Below are 17,030 nucleotides of genomic sequence, written 5' to 3' on the forward strand. Positions count from 1 at the left end.
GCGAAGAGGCCCTCAAGGCTTGCGCGAAGTGTCGAGCTGCATCAGATAGCTGGGCCCACCCAGCTGGCTCATCTGCCGCCGAATCCACCCGGCCCGGCTGGCCACATAGGCGCTCGGTCGACTGGCACTCCACTTGATCGGGCTTGGCAGCACTGCCGCCAGCTGCGCCGCCTGCTGGCGGCTGAGCCGGCTGGCATCAACGCCAAAGTGGTAACGCGCCGCCGCCTGGGCGCCGAACACACCCTTGCCCCATTCGGCACTGTTCAGGTAGACCTCGAGAATCCGTTCCTTCGACCAGAACAACTCGATCAGCGCGGTGAACCAGGCCTCCAGCCCTTTGCGCAACCAGCTGCGCCCGGACCACAGGAACAGGTTCTTGGCCACTTGCTGGGTCAGGGTGCTGGCCCCACGAATGCTGCCGCCACGCTCGTTGTAGGCCAGCGCCGCCTGGATGGCCGGAATGTCGAAGCCCCAATGGCTGGCGAACTTCTGGTCCTCGCCAGCGATGACCGCGACCTTGAGCTCGTCGGAGATGTTTTCCCAAGGCTCCCAGTCCCGCTGCAGGTCGATCGGCTCGCCATTCACCCAAGACTGCACCTTGCGCTCGACCATCAGTGCCGTGCCAGGTGGCGGCACCCAGCGGAACACCAGTACCAGCACGATGCTGCCGGCGGCGAACCAGAGCAGGGCGCGGGAGAGGCGGCGGAGAAGGGTTGGCAGCATGGCGATGGCTTGGCCGTACGGATGGAAGGGGCCATTATACAGACCCGATCCGAGGAGTCGTCCCATGCTTCGCAGCTTCCTGATGCTTGCCGCCTTTTTCGGCTTTACCGGTGTCGCCCTGGGCGCTTTTGCCGCCCACGGCCTGAAAAGCCGGCTGACAACCGACTACCTGGCGATCTTCCAGACCGGTGTGACCTACCAGTTGGTGCACGCCCTGGCGATCTTTGGCGTCGCGCTGCTCTCGGTGCACCTGCCCGGGCGCCTGGTCGGCTGGGCGGGCGCGCTGTTTGCCCTGGGCATAGTGCTGTTCTCCGGTAGCCTGTACCTGCTGACCCTCAGCGGCCTGGGCAAGCTCGGCATCATCACTCCCCTGGGTGGCGTTTGCTTCCTGGCCGGTTGGTTGTGTCTGGGCCTCGCGGCGTGGCGGCTGGGCTGACCTAGTAGTCCACAATCGCGACTAATGGCGTGCAGCGCCCTTGGGTTGCAGGGCGGTTCGGCGCTAGAATGCGGGCCCCAAAGCACAATGGTGGCCGTGCGCATGCGCATTCAATTGAACGGTGAACCTTACGAATTGCCCGCTGGCGAGTCCGTCGCAGCCCTCCTGGCCCGCCTGGAGCTGACCGGGCGTCGCGTCGCGGTGGAACTGAACCTGGATATCGTGCCGCGTAGCCAGCACGACAGCACGCTGCTGAATGATGGCGACCAGGTCGAGGTGGTCCACGCCATTGGTGGCGGCTGACCGCGGCCCGGCGGTTCACCTGCAAGCCCTGCAACCTTTTCCCGAGGAACAACCATGAGCAACGTTCGTAGCGACAAGCCCTTCACCCTGGCCGGGCGTACCTTCCAGTCGCGCCTGCTGGTCGGTACCGGCAAGTACCGTGACATGGAGGAAACCCGCCTGGCCATCGAGGCCTCGGGAGCCGAGATCGTCACCGTTGCCGTGCGCCGTACCAACATCGGCCAGAACCCGGGCGAGCCGAACCTGCTCGATGTGTTGCCACCGGACCGCTATACCATCCTGCCGAACACCGCTGGCTGCTATGACGCGGTCGAGGCCGTGCGCACCTGCCGTCTGGCCCGCGAGCTGCTGGATGGCCACAACCTGGTCAAGCTGGAAGTACTGGCTGACCAGAAAACCCTGTTCCCCAACGTGATCGAAACCCTGAAGGCCGCCGAAGTGCTGGTCAAGGACGGTTTCGACGTGATGGTCTACACCAGCGACGACCCGATCATCGCCCGCCAGCTGGCCGAAGCCGGCTGCATCGCGGTCATGCCCCTGGCTGGCCTGATCGGTACCGGCCTGGGTATCTGCAACCCCTACAACCTGCAGATCATCCTGGAAGAATCCAAGGTGCCGGTGCTGGTCGATGCCGGCGTGGGTACTGCTTCCGACGCCACCATTGCCATGGAAATGGGCTGCGAAGCGGTGCTGATGAACTCGGCCATTGCCCACGCCCAACAGCCGGTACTGATGGCCGAGGCCATGAAGCACGCCATCGTCGCCGGCCGCATGGCCTACCTGGCCGGCCGTATGCCGAAGAAACTCTATGCCAGCGCCTCTTCGCCGCTGGAAGGTCTGATCAAGTAAGAGCCCCTGATGACTGAATCGCACGATACGCCGAGCACCCCTGACGGCGAAGCCCGCCCGCACCGCCGCATCAAGAGTTTCGTGATGCGCGCCGGGCGCATGACCGAAGGCCAGCAACGCGGCCTGGAGCAGGGTGGCCCGCTGTACATCCTGCCGCTGGCCGACAGCCCGGTGGACTACGACCAGGTGTTCGGCCGTTCGGCGCCGCGCACCCTGGAGATCGGCTTTGGCATGGGCCATTCGCTGCTGGAAATGGCGGCTGCCGCGCCGGAGCAGGACTTCATCGGTGTGGAAGTGCACCGCCCGGGCGTGGGCGCGCTGCTCAATGGCGTGCTGACCCAGGGGCTGAAGAACCTGCGGGTGTATGACTGCGATGCTATCGAAGTGCTGAACCGCTGCGTGGCGGACAACAGCCTCGACCGGTTGATGCTGTTCTTCCCGGACCCATGGCACAAGGCACGCCACCACAAGCGCCGCATCGTTCAGCTGGAGTTCGCCGAGCTGGTGCGGCGCAAGCTCAAGCCGGGCGGTGTGTTCCACATGGCTACCGACTGGGAGCCGTATGCCGAGTACATGCTGGAGGTGATGAGCGCGGCCCCGGGCTATCGCAACCGTGCGGCCGATGGCACCTACGTGCCGCGCCCGGAAGAGCGCCCGATCACCAAGTTCGAACGCCGCGGCGAGCGGCTGGGGCATGGGGTTTGGGATTTGAAGTTCGAGAAGGTGGATTGATCGGCCGATATGGCCTTTCCATGTGAAAAAACCGCCTTGAGAAGGGCGGTTTTTTTGACTGGCCTGAGCAAACCGGCTGACAACCACGGCCTCACAGGCATGGCCACGTTGCAATAAAGATAGGAGCGGATTTATCCGCGATGCGCCGCGCGGGCGGCGCTCGATTTCCGCCCCGGCACAACAACAGCGGCTTGCGCCCGCTGCCTGCAGATCACCATCACGCAGCCCCTGCGTGGACTGGCTCAGCCCCGCCGATCAGCCACTACCCCAATCAACACCAGTACCACCAGCAACACCGGCGCCAGCGCATAGTTGTTGAACTGGCCCAGCCCCTTCACCACCCATGGTGTGGCATAGATCAACGCTGCACCACTGCCGATCATCACCAGCAAGGCCATGAATGGCACGCGCAGGGCGCCGGCCAAACCGCCCAGGCGCTGTTCCACCCAGCCTTTGATATCGGTGCCGAACAGCACCAGCAGGCAGCCTACCAAGGCCAGCGAAATTTCCGACAGGTTGCTGCGGCTCCAGCGGGAAACCGTCGCGAGCAGATCAAGTACCAGATCCATGGGTCATCCTTAGCTCAAGAAATACTGCAGCAGGTCATTGAGGAACAACTGGCCCCGCGGCGTGGCCACCAGTCGATCCGCTTCGACCTGCAAAAGGCCCTTTTGTTCGGCGGCGCGCCGCGCTTCGCGCAGCTGTTCGAGTGGCAACCCGGTGCGCTGGGTGAACAGTTCGGCTTCCACGCCCTCGGTCAGGCGCAGGGCATTCATCAGGAACTCGAACGGCAGTTCGTCGACCGGCAGCAGCTTTTCGCCGGCTTTGAACGGCTTGGCCAGGTTCAGGTAGTCCTTGGGCAGACGGGTCTTCCAGGTGCGCAGAATGCGCCCGTCGGCGAAGGTCAGTTTGCCGTGAGCACCGGCACCGATACCGATGAAGTCGCCAAAGCGCCAGTAATTGAGGTTGTGCCGCGCTGCGCGACCAGCCTGGGCATAGGCCGAGACCTCGTACTGGCGAAAGCCGTGGCCGGCCATCAGCGCTTGGCCGGCTTCCTGGATGTCCCAGAGGATGTCGTCCTCGGGAAGCTCTGGCGGCTGGTTCCAGAACACCGTGTTCGGTTCCACGGTCAGCTGGTACCACGACAGGTGCGTGGGCCCCAGGTCGATGGCCTGGCGCAGGTCGCCCAGCGCGTCGTCCAGCGACTGCTCGGGCAGGCCGTGCATCAGGTCCATGTTGAAGTTGTCGAAGCCGGCGGCACGCGCCATGCCGGCGGCGCGGACCGCTTCATCGCCATTGTGGATGCGTCCCAGCGCCTGCAGCTTGGCTGGCTGGAAGCTCTGCACACCTATCGACAGGCGGTTGATGCCGGTTTGCCGGTAGGCCTTGAACTTGTCCTGCTCGAACGTGCCCGGGTTGGCCTCCAGGGTGATTTCGATGTCTGGTGCAAACGCAATGCGTTGCTCCACGCCTTGCAGCAGCCGGCCGAGGGCATCGGCGCTGAACAGGCTGGGCGTACCGCCACCGAAGAAAATCGAGCTGATCGGCCGGCCTTGCACGGCGGCCAGTTCCTGGTCGAGGTCACTCAGCAGGGCTGCGACATAGGCGTCTTCTGGCAGATCAGGCCCGGCGGCGTGGGAATTGAAGTCGCAATACGGGCATTTGCGTACGCACCACGGGATGTGGATGTACAGCGCCAGCGGCGGCAGGCTGGTGAAACCCGCCGCGCCGGGGGTGGACAGCGTGTCGATCATGCCAGGCCCAGACGTTGACGCAGCAGGGCCATAGCGCGCGCGCGGTGGCTGAGCTGGTTCTTCTCTGCAGGGGCCAGTTCGGCGCTGGAACAGCCGCGCTCCGGTACCCAGAACAGCGGGTCATAGCCAAAGCCGTGCTCGCCGCTGGCCTCGAACAGGATGCGCCCGTGCCACAAGCCTTCGCACAGGATCGGCAGCGGGTCGTCGGCATGGCGCACCAGTGCCAGCACGCAGACGAACTGCGCACCGCGCTCGGCTTCGGGTACATCTTTCAGGGCTTCGAGCAGCTTGGCGTTGTTCGCCGCATCACCCTTGCCGTCGGCATAACGCGCCGAATAGATACCCGGCGCCCCACCGAGGAAGTCCACTGCCAGGCCGGAATCGTCGGCCAGGGCCGGCAAGCCGGAAATGCGTGCGGCATTACGCGCCTTGAGGATGGCGTTCTCGACGAACGACAGGCCGGTTTCTTCCGGCTCCACCTGGCTGAACTCGCCGATCGAGCGCAGTTGCACGGACGCGCCGAGCATGGCCTGGAGTTCCTTGAGTTTGCCGGCGTTGTGGCTGGCCAATACGAGTTGCTGGAAATTCATCATTCGCCTGGGAACACTTCCTGGTTGAAGCTGAGAGAGTTGCTGATGCCGCCGGTTTCGATATTGAGGTCGAAGGTGACGGTCTCTGCCTGGTCGATCTTGAACTGGGCGATGTAATACACCGCGCCTTGCTCGTTGATCTGCTTGAACGACAGCGGGCTGCTGCGCCCGGTCAGGTCCTTGACTGTGCCGCTGACCACCGCCATGGCGGGTTTGTTGGCCCTGAGCACGGCAATATTGAGCACGCCCTGGTTCTTGCTGCGTACCAGCCCGGTGGCCGCAGCCACCTCCGGTGTCAGCATGCTTGAGGTAAACGCGCTGTAGTGCACCGTCACGTCGCCAAACACTTCCTTGCGCTCGGGGCGGGCTGCATCGGCAGCCAGTACCGGCAGGGCCAGGCACAGGCTGATCAGGAACAGGGCTAGGCGACGCATGGGGTGGTTCCTCCGCTGGGCGTCAGACAGCGAGCTGGTGCTCTTGCAGGCCCGGGCTGCTGACGCGGTAGATACCGATCTCTCCTAGAAGATTAGGCCAAAGCCGGCCACCCCACCCATTACGGTGCAAGTGGTCGACAGCCAGGCGGTCAAGCACCTTGGCCTTGCGCTCGTGCACCAGTTCCTCGAAATCGGCAAAGGTGCAGAAGTGGATGTTCGGCGTGTTGTACCAGGTGTACGGCATGAAGTCCGACACTGGCATGCGGCCCTTGGTCGCCAGGTACCAGCGGCAGCGCCAGTGGCCAAAATTGGGGAAGGTGATGATGCACTGGCGGCCCACGCGGAGCATCTCGTCGAGAATGCGGTCGGGGTACTCCACGGCCTGCAGGGCCTGGGTCATGATCACCACGTCGAAACTGTTGCTGGCGAAGTTGCCCAGGCCTTTGTCCAGGTCCTGCTCGATGACGTTGACGCCCTTGGCCACGCAGGCGGCGATATTGTCGGCGTCGATTTCCAGGCCATAACCGGTGACCTGCTTGCGGTCACGCAGCGAGGCCAGCAGTTCACCATTGCCGCAGCCCAGGTCGAGTACCCGGCTGCCGGCGGGGATCCAGTCGTGGATGATTTCCAGATCGGCTCTCATGCTGTCCTCAGATGGCAATGCGGTTCATGTAGTTCGCGAAACCCTGCATGTAGCGAGGCGTGGGGATCAGGAAGGCATCGTGGCCATACGGCGAATCGATCTCCAGGTAGCAGACGTTCTTGCGTGCGGCCATCAGGGCGTTGACGATTTCGCGCGAGCGGGCCGGGGAGAAGCGCCAGTCGGTGGTGAATGACATGATGCAGTAGTCCGCCTTGACGTGGGCCAGGGTGGCCGCCAGGTCGCCACCATGGGCAGCGGCCGGGTCGAAGTAGTCCAGCGCCTTGGTCATCAGCAGGTAGGTGTTGGCATCGAAACGGCCGGAGAATTCCTCGCCCTGGTAGCGCAAGTAGCTTTCGACCTGGAATTCGACGCTATGGAAGTCGTAGTTGAGCTTGTCGCTCTTCAGCTCACGGCCGAATTTCTCGCCCATCGAGTCGTCGGACAGGTAGGTGATGTGGCCGACCATGCGCGCCAGCATCAGGCCCCGCTTGGGGATCACGCCCTGGTCCTGGAACGAACCACCGTGGAATTCAGGGTCGGTGAGGATGGCCTGGCGCGCCACTTCGTTGAAGGCGATGTTCTGTGCCGACAGCTTGGGCGCCGAGGCGATATCGACACAATGGCGCACGCGTTCGGGGTAGCTGATGGTCCACTGCAGCGCCTGCATGCCGCCCAGGCTGCCGCCGACCACCGCAGCCCATTGCTGGATGCCCAGGCGTTCGGCCAGGCGCACCTGGCTATGTACCCAGTCTTCCACGGTCAGCACCGGGAAATCGGCGCCATAGGGCTTGCCGGTGGCCGGGTTGATGCTGCTGGGGCCGGTACTGCCGTTGCAGCCGCCCAGGTTGTTCAGGCTGACCACGAAGAAGCGGTTGGTGTCGATCGGCTTGCCCGGGCCGATGCAGCTGTCCCACCAGCCCGGCTTGCGGTCGGTGGCGGCATGGTAGCCAGCGGCATGGTGGTGGCCGGACAGGGCATGGCAGATCAGCACGGCGTTGCTGGCGCTGGCGTTGAGGGTGCCATAGGTTTCGTAGACCAGTTCATAACTGGCCAGCGAGCGGCCACAGGCCAGGGCCAGCGGTTCATCGAACCGGGCTGTTTGCGGTACTACCAGACCGACGGAATCTTCGGGAAAGACAGTGGACATCGACCCTGCTCACGCTTGACGGAGGCGTCAGTCTAAAGAGCGCTACCCCCAGCGGCAAGCAGAGGCTTGCCGCTGGAAAGCAACCAGGGCCGGGGGCCGCTCAGATCATTCGCCACAGCTCTTGTGGCATGCCGGCGTAGGCGGCCAGCGGCGGCATGACGAACGACTGAATCACCTGGATCGCGAGGAAGGCGAAGATTGGCGAGATGTCCATGCCGCCCAGGTTGGGCACGATGCGGCGGAACGGTGCCAGCACCGGTTCGCTGATCTGGTAGGCCAGCTCCGCAGCCGGGTTGTGGCTGTTGGGCGCTACCCAGGAAACGATCACCATGACGATCATCGCCACCCAGAAGATCTTCAGGAACAATGAGGTGATCCCGATGATTGCCCACATCAGCAGGTGCAGGATGTCACCGAAGGTGCCGTAGGTGACCATCAGCACGAAACCCATCAACAGCGCCTGGATGACCACCGACAGCAGCAGCGACGAAGTGTCCAGCCCGCCGACACTGGGGATGACCCGGCGAATCGGCTTGAGCAGCGGCTGGGTGGCGCGTACCGCGAACTGGCAGAGCGGGTTGTAGAAGTTGGCCTTGACCAGCTGCAGCACGAAGCGCAGCAGGACGATCACCAGGTACAGGCTGACCAGGGTTTGCACCACGAAGATCGCGGCGCCGGACAGTGCATTCATCTGGAACTCCTTATTTGCCCAGTTGTTCGGCCAGCTCCGCAGAGCGTGTGGCGGCAGCCTGCAGGGCCTGTTCGACGATGGCTTCGAAACCGCTGGCCTGGAACGATTTGATCGCTGCCTCGGTGGTACCGGCGGGCGAGGTGACACGGCGGCGCAGCTCAGCGGCATCGACATCGCTGGCGACCGCCATGTGCGCAGCGCCCAAGGCCGTCTGCAAGGTCAGCTGAGAGGCAGTTTCGCGTGGCAGGCCGAGCTTTTCGCCTGCTGCGGTCATGGCTTCGATCAGCAGGAAGAAATACGCCGGGCCGCTGCCGGAGACCGCTGTCACCGCGTCCAGTTGCTGTTCCTGCTGCAGCCACAGGGCGGTGCCCACGGCCGACAGCAGTTGCTCGGCCTGCTGGCGCTGTTCGGCGGAAACCTCTGCGGTCGCGTACAGGCCGCTCACGCCTTGGCGCAGCAGTGCGGGGGTGTTGGGCATGCAGCGTACCACCGGGCGAGCGCCAAGCCAGCTTTGCAGGCTGGCGCAGGTGATGCCAGCGGCGATGGAAACGATCAGCTGACCACCTTGCAGGTGCGGTTGCAGCGTCTGACACACGGCTTTCATGACCTGCGGCTTGACCGCCAGCACGATCACGTCGGCGCCGTCGATGGCCTGGGCGTTGTTCTCGAAGGTTTCGATGCCGTGTTCGGCCTGGATGCGGCTGCGGGTCTCGGCGCCCGGGTCGCTGGCGCGGATCTGCGAGGCGTCCAGGCCCTGGGCACGCAGACCACCGATCAGGCTGGCGGCCATGTTGCCGGCGCCGATAAAGGCAATACGTGTCTTGCTCATGTCAGGTCCTTGTTGGAAAGAGTGAGTAAAGCATGGGATCAGGCGTGGCCGCTGTAATCGCGGGCACCGAACAGGGCAGTACCGATACGCACCCACGTCGCGCCCTGGGCAATGGCCGCCTCCAGGTCGTGGCTCATGCCCATGGACAGGGTGTCCAAGCCAAGGCCCAGGCTTTCCTGCAATTGGCGCAGGGTAGCAAAGGCGGCCTCCTGGGCGGCGCGGTCATCGGTGGGTTCGGGAATGGCCATCAACCCGCGCAGCTGCAGGTTGGGCAGCGCGGCTACCGCCTTGGCCAGGGCCGGCAGCTCAGCCGGTGCGCAGCCGGATTTGCTGTCTTCGCCGCTGACGTTCACCTGCAGGCAGATATTCAGCGGCGCCAGCCCGGCAGGACGCTGTTCCGACAGGCGTTGGGCGATCTTCAGACGGTCCACGGAATGTACCCAGTCGAAATGCTCGGCGATAGCTTTGGTCTTGTTCGACTGAATGGGGCCGATGAAGTGCCAGATCAAGGGTAAGTCGCTAAGTGCCTGCTGCTTTGTCAGCGCTTCTTGTAGGTAGTTTTCACCCACATCACGGACGCCAGCGGCGTGGATCTCGCGGATGGCGCTGGCGGGCTTGGTCTTGCTCACGGCCAGCAGCTGGACGCTGGCCGGATCACGCCCGGCAGCCTGGGCAGCGCTGGCGATACGGGCGGAAATGGCGGAAAGGTTGTCTGCTAGGGTGGACATGGACTGATGCCGACGGCTTTAGGGTTTGCGGCATTCTACCGACTTGCAAGCCTTTGGGGAGTCTCATGGAAGTGACCGACCTGTTGGCCCAGGCCGTGGATGCAGGGGCGTCCGACCTGCACCTGGTGGCGGGCCAGATACCGATGTTGCGCCTGGATGGCGCGTTGCAGCGCATGGCCATGCCGGCCTTGGCTGCGGCCGCCTTGAACGAAGGCATGGCGGCCCTGTTGGACACGGACCAGCAACGGCGGTGGGCCCAGGGTGGTGAACTGGACCTGGCGCTGGAACTGCCCATGCTGGGGCGCTTTCGGCTGAACCTGTATCGCCAGTTGAATGGCTTGGCAGTCACCTTTCGCCTGATCCCGGGGCGCATTGCCACGCTAGATGAACTCGAGTTGGAGGATGTGTTTCAAGCTGTTGCGCAGTGCCAGGATGGCCTGATCCTGGTAGGAGGGCCAACCGGCAGCGGCAAGTCCAGCACCCTGGCGACATTGCTCGACCAGCTGAACCGGAGCCGGGCGTTGCACATCATCACGCTTGAAGACCCGATCGAAGTCATCCACAGCAGCCAGCGCAGCCTGGTCACCCAGCGTGAGATCGGCCGCCATTGCGAAGGTTATCCACAGGGGCTACGCAGTGCGCTGCGCCAGGACCCGGATGTGATCATGATCGGCGAACTGCGCGACCTGGAAACCATCCGCCTGGCGTTGCGCGCAGCCGAGACCGGCCACTTGGTGCTGGCAACCGTGCACACCCGCTCGGCGGCCAACAGCATCGACCGCCTGGTGGAGGTGTTTGCGGCCGAAGAGAAGGCGCTGGTACGGACGATGCTGGCTGATGTGTTGCGCCTTGTAGTGGCGCAGGTGCTGGTCGGGCGGGTGGGTGGCGGACGGGTTGCTGCGCGGGAGGTGCTGGTGGCGACGCCAGCGGTGCGCAACCTGGTGCGGGAGGGACGGATGGCGCAATTGTGTTCGGTGATGCAGGCGGGTGGTGCAGAAGGAATGCGGACGATGGAGGCGGCGTTACAGGTGTTGAAGGGGAAGGGGGTGATCAAGGATTGCTAGTTTTTTATCGGCCCCATCGCCGGCTGGCCAGCGATGGGGACAAAAAAACAGGCCGAGGAGTGATCAGCGCTTGGCCAGGTTCAGCTGTTGCTGTTCTTTCGGCAGCACCCGTTTGGCCACGACATAGTGCTTCTGCCAGTAAGGTTTGCTCAGGGTGTCGATGCTCACCCGTTTGCCACGGCGCGGGGCATGGATGAAGCGGTCATTGCCCAGGTAGATGGCAACGTGGTTCACCCGACGGCTCTTGATATTGAAGAAGATCAGATCACCCGGCTTCAGGTCACCCTTGGCCACCTTGACCCCGTGGCCCTGGGCCATGGCGTTCGAGGTGCGCGGCAGGTCGACGTCGGCGACATCATTGAAGGCGTACTTGACCAGGCCGCTGCAGTCGAAGCCTTTCTTCGGGCTGCTGCCGCCCCAGACATAAGGGGTGCCGAGCACATTCACCGCACGGCTGAGCACATCGCTGCTCTGTTTCGGCGACATGGCAATGGCCGGCACGCTGCGGCTGCTGCTGGCTGCATTGCTTGGACGGGTACGCAGCGCTGTCTGCTTGACCGGCGCGTGTCTCACCGAGGCGTTGGCAGTGTAGCCGGTGAAACCATTGGGAAGACGTTGCTCACGATTGGTGGCGTGGGCGGCCAGGGGCAATAATAGGCAGAGGGTCAGCCATGTCTTGAGTAAAGGCGGCATAGATGAAGCTCTTATGAATAGTTGTGTTGGGCGCGCAACTTTATAACAGCTTTTTGATCAATCTTTGGCCCGTTGGTCGACTGGCCGGGTGCCGTACGTCGGCCTGCAACGAGAAAGTCACATTTTTTTTTAGAAAATTTTTGGATAAGCCGCAGGAGCTACGCATGAACAGTTATCAACAGGGAGTGCCGTTTCACGATACCCACAGCAAGACCATTGGCTACCTGTTGTGGATTTTCGGCTTCACCGGGTCGCATCGCTTCTACTACGGCAAGCCCGTTACCGGCACCATCTGGTTCCTGACCCTGGGCCTGCTGGGCATCGGCTGGTTGATCGACCTGTTCCTGATCCCGTCCATGGACCGTGAAGCCGATTTGAGGTTCCAGTCCGGGCGCATCGACTACAACATCGCCTGGATTCTGCTGACCTTCCTCGGCGTGTTCGGCTTGCACCGGTTGTACCAGGGCAAGTGGGTGACCGCGATCATCTACTTCTTTACCGGCGGGCTCTGCCTGGTAGGGGTGCTGTACGACTTCTGGACGTTGAACAGCCAGGTGTCCGAGCGGAATGCGGGACGGGCTTGAGGGCCTTGTGTCGCGATAGGGGCGCAAGGCGCCCCACACAGGTTACTGGCGAGTCTGCCGCTGTTGCAGCAACAGGTTGCTGAAACCGGCCCCGGCCAGTTGCTTCTGAGCCCCGGTCAGCTGTTCGCGGTTACTGAACGGGCCGACCATGACGCGGTACCAGGTTTCATCCTTGACCGTGCCCGATTCCACCTTCACCGCCTGGCCCAGCAGGATGATCTGCGCGCGTACCTTGTCGGCGTCAGCCTGCTTGCGGAACGAGCCGGCCTGCAGGAAGAACTGGGTGGTTGCCGCCGGCTTGATCACCGGTGGTGCCGGTGGCGGGGTCTGGCCCATCAACGCCGCCTGGGCGCGCGCCGTGTCGATCTTCGCCGCTTCGGCAGGGGTCACCGGTGTCACCGGCTGGGCCGGGACGGGCGGTGTTTTCTCGGGTACGGCTTCCGGCGGCACGATCACCTCGGTCTCCGGCAGCAGGGTATAGAAGTCATACTTCGGCTTCACCGGCTGCTGCTGCGTGGCCGGCGCCGCCTTGCCGGCCTCGGCCACCTTCTCTGACTTCTGCTGCTCGGGCTTGGCCCGCTTGATGTCTTCGCCACCAGGCTCGAGCTTCATCAGGAACACGATGAACGCGCCTACGGTCAGGCCGACCGCCAGCCATACCCAGCCGGGAATCGGCTGCTTGGCCGGTGCCGTCTGGCGGCTGGCGCCGCGTTTTGGGGCAGGTTTTTTCTTGGCAGCCAACTTACATGCGCTCCAGGGTTTCCAGGCCGAGCAGTTCCAGACCTTGCTTGAGGGTGCGGCCAGTCAGGGCTGCCAGGCGCAGTCGGCTCTGCTGCTGCTCTGCCGTTTCGGCGGCGAGGATCGGGCAGTTCTCGTAGAAGCTGGAGAACAGTCCGGCCAGGTCGTACAGGTAGCTGCACAGCACATGCGGCGTGCCCTTGTCGGCCACGTTGTTGAGGATTTCGCCAAACTGCGCCAGGCGCGCGGCCAGGTCCTGTTCGTGCGGGGCCTGCAGCACGATGTTGCCTTCGACCTGGTCGAAGCCCTTGCCCAGCTTGCGGAACACGCCGGCCACGCGGGTGTAGGCGTACAGCAGGTAAGGCGCGGTGTTGCCTTCGAAGTTGAGCATCAGCTCGAAGTTGAAGCTGTAATCGCTGGTGCGGTGCTTGGACAGGTCGGCGTACTTCACTGCGCCGATGCCCACCACTTCACCGATGCGGCGCAGCTCCTCGTCGGCCAGGCTCGGGTTCTTTTCCTTGACCAGCGCATAGGCGCGCTCCTTGGCCTCGGTGAGCAGGTCGATCAGCTTCACGGTGCCGCCGTCACGGGTCTTGAATGGGCGGCCGTCGGCGCCGTTCATGGTACCGAAGCCCATGTGTTCCATCTGCATCGGGTGGCCGACGAAGCCTGCACGGCGGGCGACTTCGAACACCTGGTTGAAGTGCAGGGCCTGGCGCTGGTCGACGAAGTACAGGGCGCGGTCGGCCTTGAGCACATTGCTGCGGTAGCGCACGGCAGCCAGGTCGGTGGTGGCGTACAGGTAGCCGCCGTCGGCCTTCTGCACGATCACCGGCAGTGGCTCGCCTTCGCTGTTCTTGAATTCCTCGAGGAATACGCACTGGGCGCCCTGGTCTTCGACCAGCAGGCCCTTGGCCTTGAGGTCGGCTACCACGTTGGCCAGGTCGGCGTTGTAGGCGCTCTCGCCCATCACGTCGGCCATGGTCAGCTTGACGTTGAGCAGCTCGTAGGTCTTCTGGCAGTGCGACAGCGAGATGTCCTTGAAGCGTGTCCACAACGCCATGCAGTCCGGGTCGCCAGCCTGCAGCTTGACCACCAGGCCACGGGCCCGGGTGGCGAATGCTTCGGACTCGTCGAAGCGTTTCTTGGCGGCACGGTAGAAGTTTTCCAGGTCCGACAGTTCGTCGCTGGTGATCGGGTTTTCTTCCAGGTAGGCCAGCAACATGCCGAACTGGGTGCCCCAGTCGCCTACGTGGTTCTGCCGGATCACCTCGTCGCCGAGGAACTCCAGCACGCGCGCCACGCTGTCGCCGATGATGGTCGAACGCAGGTGGCCGACGTGCATTTCCTTGGCCAGGTTGGGTGCCGACATGTCGATCACCACCTTTTGCGCAGGGCCGGCCTTGCGTGCCCCCAGGTGGGCGTCGGCCAGCGCGGCATCCAGGCGGTTGGCCAGCGCGGCGGTGTTCTGGAAGAAGTTGAGGAAGCCGGGGCCGGCGATCTCGACCTTGCTGATATCGGCGCTGGCGGGCAGTGCATCGATCAGTTTTTCCGCCAGGTCGCGTGGTTTCATGCCGGCCGGCTTGGCCAGCATCATGGCGATGTTGCTGGCGAAGTCGCCATGGGTCTTGTCCCGGGCATTTTCCACCTGGATCGCCGGCGACAGCCCTTCAGGCAGCACACCGTCGGTGACGAGTTGGGTGAGGGCTTGCTGGATCAGCTGGCGAATGGTGTCTTTCATGGGGATCTCTTTTCGACCGCAAGCGCGGTGGAGCGCTTCGATGCGCAGGTGGAAAAACTGGGCATTATCCGTGGCCGGGAGCGGGTTGCCAACCTTTGGGCCGCAAAGCGGACCCGGTTTCAGTACAGGTCTACCGGGTCGACATCCAGAGACCAGCGCACCTGGCGCCCGCTCGGCATCTGCTCCAACACTAGCAACCAGGCGCTGATCAGTCGATGCAAAGGCGCGCGGGTATTGGCCTGTATCAACAGTTGCGCGCGGAACCGCCCGGCCCGCCGCTCCATCGGGGCCGGCACCGGCCCCAGCAGCTCGATGCCTGCCAGGCCCTGCTCGGCTACCAGGCGCTCGGCGGCGGCGCAGGCCTCGTCGAGGAAACCTTCGGCCTGCCCGGGCCGGTGCGCTTCGGCGCGCAGCAGCGCCAGGTGCGAGTAGGGCGGCAGCCCCGCCGCCCGGCGCTCTTGCAGGGCCTGCTCGGCAAAGGCGAAGTAGCCTTGTTCGGTCAGCTGCACCAGCAGCGGATGGTCGGCCAGGTGAGTCTGGATGATGACCTTGCCAGGCTCTTCGGCACGCCCGGCACGCCCGGCTACCTGCACGATCAGCTGCGCCATGCGCTCGCTGGCGCGGAAATCGCCGGAGAACAGCCCGCCATCGGCATCCAGGATGGCCACCAGGGTCACCCGTGGGAAGTGGTGGCCCTTGGCGAGCATCTGCGTGCCGACAAGGATGCTCGGCTGGCCGCGCTGGATGGTGCTGAAGAGGTGGTGCATGGCGTCCTTGCGCGCTGTGCTGTCGCGGTCCACGCGCAGGATCGGGTAATCCGGGAACAGCACCTTGAGGCGCTCTTCGGCCCGTTCGGTGCCGGCGCCGACCGGGCGCAGGTCGACGTGGTTGCATTGTGGGCACTGCTGCGGCAGGCGTTCGTCATAACCGCAATGGTGGCAGCGCAGCACGCCGGAGCGCTGGTGCACGGTCATGCGCGCGTCGCAGCGCGGGCATTCCGACAGCCAGCCGCAGTCGTGGCACAGCAAGGTCGGGGCGAAGCCGCGGCGGTTGAGGAACACCAGCACCTGCTGGCCCGCCTCCAGTGTCTGCCGGATGGCCTGCTGCAACGGGCCGCTGATGCCACTGTCCAGCGGCAGGCTCTTCACGTCCAGGCGCAGCATGCGCGGTGGGCGTGCGCCGCCGGCGCGCTGATTCATGCGCAACAGGCGGTAGCGCCCGCTGAGGGCGTTGTGCAGGGTTTCCAGCGACGGCGTGGCCGAGCCGAGCAGGATGGGGATGTTTTCCTGGTGGGCGCGCACCAGCGCCAGGTCGCGGGCGTGGTAGCGCAGGCCCTCCTGCTGCTTATAGGAGCCGTCATGTTCTTCGTCGATGATGATCAGGCCGGGGTTTTTCATCGGCGTGAACAACGCCGAGCGGGTACCGATGATGATGTCCGCTTCACCGTCCCGTGCCGCCAGCCAGGCGTCCAGGCGCTCGCGGTCGTTCACCGCCGAATGCAGCAGGGCGATGCGGGCATTGAAACGCTGCTCGAAGCGCGCCAGGGTCTGCGGGCCGAGGTTGATCTCCGGTATCAGCACCAGTGCCTGTTTGCCGGCTTCCAGGGTTTCCCGGATCAATTGCAGGTAGACCTCGGTCTTGCCACTGCCGGTCACGCCAGCCAGCAGGAATGCCGCGAAGCCGCCGAAGCCTTCGCGCACGGCATCAAAGGCCTCGCGTTGCTCTTCGTTGAGCGGTAGCTCAGGTTGCGCCAGCCAGTGTTCGTGGCGCAACGCCGGCAGGTGACGGCGCACCTCGATCTGCACCAGCTCCTTGGCCAGCAGCAGGTCGAGGCTGTCCTTGTTCAGGTTGAGTTTGGCCAGCAGGCTGTGGGCCACGCCGTGCGGGTGCTGGGCCAGGGTCTTGAGGGCGTCGCGCTGGCGTGGGGCACGGGCGATGCGCGGGTCTTCCAGACGGGCACCGGGGGCGACATGCCAGAAGCGCTCCTGGCGCATCTCGGCCGGTTCGCCCTGGCGCAGCAGCGTTGGCAGTGCCCAGTTCAGGGTGTCGCCCAGGCTGTGCTGGTAGTACTGGGCGGTCCACAGGCACAGCCTGAACAGCGACGGCGGGATCGGTGACACCGGGTCGAGCAGGGCGCTGGCCGGTTTCAGCTTGTCTGCCGGTACCTCGCTGTGCTCGCAGACCTCTACCAGCACGCCGATCATTTCGCGGCGGCCGAAAGGCACGCGGATACGCATGCCCGGGGCCAGGGCCTGGCGCGCCATGCTCGCCGGTGCCTTGTAGTCGAACAGGCGACGCAGCGGGGAGGGCAGGGCAAGGCGCAGGATGACGTCGGACACGCGGAAAGTCTC

At 64.3% G+C, this 17,030-nt stretch carries 20 protein-coding genes; 6 read left to right on the forward strand and 14 right to left on the reverse strand.

The features are described from left to right. Positions 1 to 12 precede the first annotated feature (12 nt). Positions 13 to 723 carry a monofunctional biosynthetic peptidoglycan transglycosylase gene (gene mtgA / locus ACLEJP_RS22640; RefSeq protein ID WP_440810090.1) on the reverse strand — a complete coding sequence of 237 codons (711 nt, stop codon included), beginning with the start codon at positions 721 to 723 and terminating at the stop codon, positions 13 to 15. Positions 724 to 787: 64 nt separating this feature from the next. On the opposite strand from mtgA, the gene ACLEJP_RS22645 reads away from it, so the two are divergent. From ACLEJP_RS22645 to trmB, 4 genes are all read left to right on the forward strand, one after another. Continuing rightward, the gene (locus ACLEJP_RS22645) at positions 788 to 1,159 is read left to right on the forward strand and encodes a DUF423 domain-containing protein (RefSeq protein WP_440810093.1); all 372 of its coding nucleotides are present in this window, start codon (positions 788 to 790) and stop codon (positions 1,157 to 1,159) included. 102 nt (positions 1,160 to 1,261) lie between these two features. Then, positions 1,262 to 1,462, forward strand: coding sequence for a sulfur carrier protein ThiS (gene thiS, locus ACLEJP_RS22650; protein ID WP_003257817.1), 201 nt, complete (start codon positions 1,262 to 1,264; stop codon positions 1,460 to 1,462). A gap of 54 nt (positions 1,463 to 1,516) precedes the next feature. Beyond that, positions 1,517 to 2,311: a thiazole synthase gene (locus tag ACLEJP_RS22655; protein WP_043208630.1), complete on the forward strand. Its 795-nt coding sequence runs from the start codon at positions 1,517 to 1,519 to the stop codon at positions 2,309 to 2,311. A gap of 9 nt (positions 2,312 to 2,320) precedes the next feature. Continuing rightward, complete coding sequence (gene trmB / locus ACLEJP_RS22660; RefSeq protein ID WP_170033409.1) at positions 2,321 to 3,043, forward strand: tRNA (guanosine(46)-N7)-methyltransferase TrmB; 723 nt, start codon at positions 2,321 to 2,323, stop codon at positions 3,041 to 3,043. 242 nt (positions 3,044 to 3,285) lie between these two features. On the opposite strand, the gene ACLEJP_RS22665 is transcribed toward trmB, so the two are convergent. From ACLEJP_RS22665 to ACLEJP_RS22705, 9 genes are all read right to left on the reverse strand, one after another. Further along, positions 3,286 to 3,612 carry a DUF3392 family protein gene (locus ACLEJP_RS22665; protein ID WP_023378203.1) on the reverse strand — a complete coding sequence of 109 codons (327 nt, stop codon included), beginning with the start codon at positions 3,610 to 3,612 and terminating at the stop codon, positions 3,286 to 3,288. Between the two features lie 9 nt (positions 3,613 to 3,621). Beyond that, positions 3,622 to 4,797 (reverse strand): radical SAM family heme chaperone HemW, encoded by a 1,176-nt coding sequence (gene hemW, locus ACLEJP_RS22670; RefSeq protein ID WP_440810099.1) that lies wholly within the window; start codon positions 4,795 to 4,797, stop codon positions 3,622 to 3,624. Continuing rightward, positions 4,794 to 5,390 (reverse strand): RdgB/HAM1 family non-canonical purine NTP pyrophosphatase, encoded by a 597-nt coding sequence (gene rdgB, locus ACLEJP_RS22675; RefSeq protein ID WP_225779608.1) that lies wholly within the window; start codon positions 5,388 to 5,390, stop codon positions 4,794 to 4,796. Before rdgB ends, hemW begins: the two co-directional genes overlap by 4 nt. After that, a complete protein-coding gene (locus ACLEJP_RS22680) occupies positions 5,387 to 5,821 on the reverse strand; it encodes a DUF4426 domain-containing protein (protein WP_296232697.1) in 435 nt (144 codons plus the stop codon). Before ACLEJP_RS22680 ends, rdgB begins: the two co-directional genes overlap by 4 nt. Before the next feature lie 22 nt (positions 5,822 to 5,843). Further along, positions 5,844 to 6,464 carry a methionine biosynthesis protein MetW gene (metW, locus tag ACLEJP_RS22685; protein ID WP_225779606.1) on the reverse strand — a complete coding sequence of 207 codons (621 nt, stop codon included), beginning with the start codon at positions 6,462 to 6,464 and terminating at the stop codon, positions 5,844 to 5,846. 7 nt (positions 6,465 to 6,471) lie between these two features. Continuing rightward, positions 6,472 to 7,611 carry a homoserine O-succinyltransferase MetX gene (gene metX / locus ACLEJP_RS22690; RefSeq protein WP_186672174.1) on the reverse strand — a complete coding sequence of 380 codons (1,140 nt, stop codon included), beginning with the start codon at positions 7,609 to 7,611 and terminating at the stop codon, positions 6,472 to 6,474. Positions 7,612 to 7,711: 100 nt separating this feature from the next. Then, entirely contained in the window at positions 7,712 to 8,302 is a 591-nt protein-coding gene (locus tag ACLEJP_RS22695; protein WP_114168978.1) for a YggT family protein, read from the reverse strand. A 10-nt stretch (positions 8,303 to 8,312) separates the two neighbouring features. Then, positions 8,313 to 9,131, reverse strand: coding sequence for a pyrroline-5-carboxylate reductase (gene proC / locus ACLEJP_RS22700; protein ID WP_440810105.1), 819 nt, complete (start codon positions 9,129 to 9,131; stop codon positions 8,313 to 8,315). Between the two features lie 38 nt (positions 9,132 to 9,169). Then, a complete protein-coding gene (locus tag ACLEJP_RS22705) occupies positions 9,170 to 9,859 on the reverse strand; it encodes a YggS family pyridoxal phosphate-dependent enzyme (RefSeq protein WP_440810108.1) in 690 nt (229 codons plus the stop codon). Between the two features lie 65 nt (positions 9,860 to 9,924). On the opposite strand from ACLEJP_RS22705, the gene ACLEJP_RS22710 reads away from it, so the two are divergent. Continuing rightward, positions 9,925 to 10,923: a type IV pilus twitching motility protein PilT gene (locus ACLEJP_RS22710; protein ID WP_440810111.1), complete on the forward strand. Its 999-nt coding sequence runs from the start codon at positions 9,925 to 9,927 to the stop codon at positions 10,921 to 10,923. A gap of 63 nt (positions 10,924 to 10,986) precedes the next feature. Here ACLEJP_RS22710 and ACLEJP_RS22715 read toward each other — a convergent pair whose 3' ends face one another. After that, the gene (locus ACLEJP_RS22715; RefSeq protein ID WP_440810114.1) at positions 10,987 to 11,616 is read right to left on the reverse strand and encodes a C40 family peptidase; all 630 of its coding nucleotides are present in this window, start codon (positions 11,614 to 11,616) and stop codon (positions 10,987 to 10,989) included. A 164-nt stretch (positions 11,617 to 11,780) separates the two neighbouring features. Between ACLEJP_RS22715 and ACLEJP_RS22720 the strand changes: the two genes are divergently transcribed. Further along, entirely contained in the window at positions 11,781 to 12,200 is a 420-nt protein-coding gene (locus tag ACLEJP_RS22720; protein WP_440810117.1) for an NINE protein, read from the forward strand. A 42-nt stretch (positions 12,201 to 12,242) separates the two neighbouring features. Here the strand turns inward: ACLEJP_RS22720 and ACLEJP_RS22725 are convergent, their stop codons facing one another. The 3 genes from ACLEJP_RS22725 to ACLEJP_RS22735 form a co-directional block, all read right to left on the reverse strand. After that, the gene (locus ACLEJP_RS22725; protein ID WP_440810119.1) at positions 12,243 to 12,941 is read right to left on the reverse strand and encodes an SPOR domain-containing protein; all 699 of its coding nucleotides are present in this window, start codon (positions 12,939 to 12,941) and stop codon (positions 12,243 to 12,245) included. A gap of 1 nt (position 12,942) precedes the next feature. Next, positions 12,943 to 14,679, reverse strand: a complete 1,737-nt coding sequence (gene argS / locus ACLEJP_RS22730) for an arginine--tRNA ligase (RefSeq protein ID WP_289133559.1) — start codon at positions 14,677 to 14,679, stop codon at positions 12,943 to 12,945. Between the two features lie 119 nt (positions 14,680 to 14,798). Beyond that, positions 14,799 to 17,018, reverse strand: a complete 2,220-nt coding sequence (locus tag ACLEJP_RS22735) for a primosomal protein N' (RefSeq protein ID WP_440810122.1) — start codon at positions 17,016 to 17,018, stop codon at positions 14,799 to 14,801. Positions 17,019 to 17,030: the final 12 nt, after the last annotated feature.

The sequence above is a fragment of the Pseudomonas sp. SMV7 genome (assembly GCF_052041995.1).
Taxonomy (GTDB): Bacteria; Pseudomonadota; Gammaproteobacteria; order Pseudomonadales; family Pseudomonadaceae; genus Aquipseudomonas.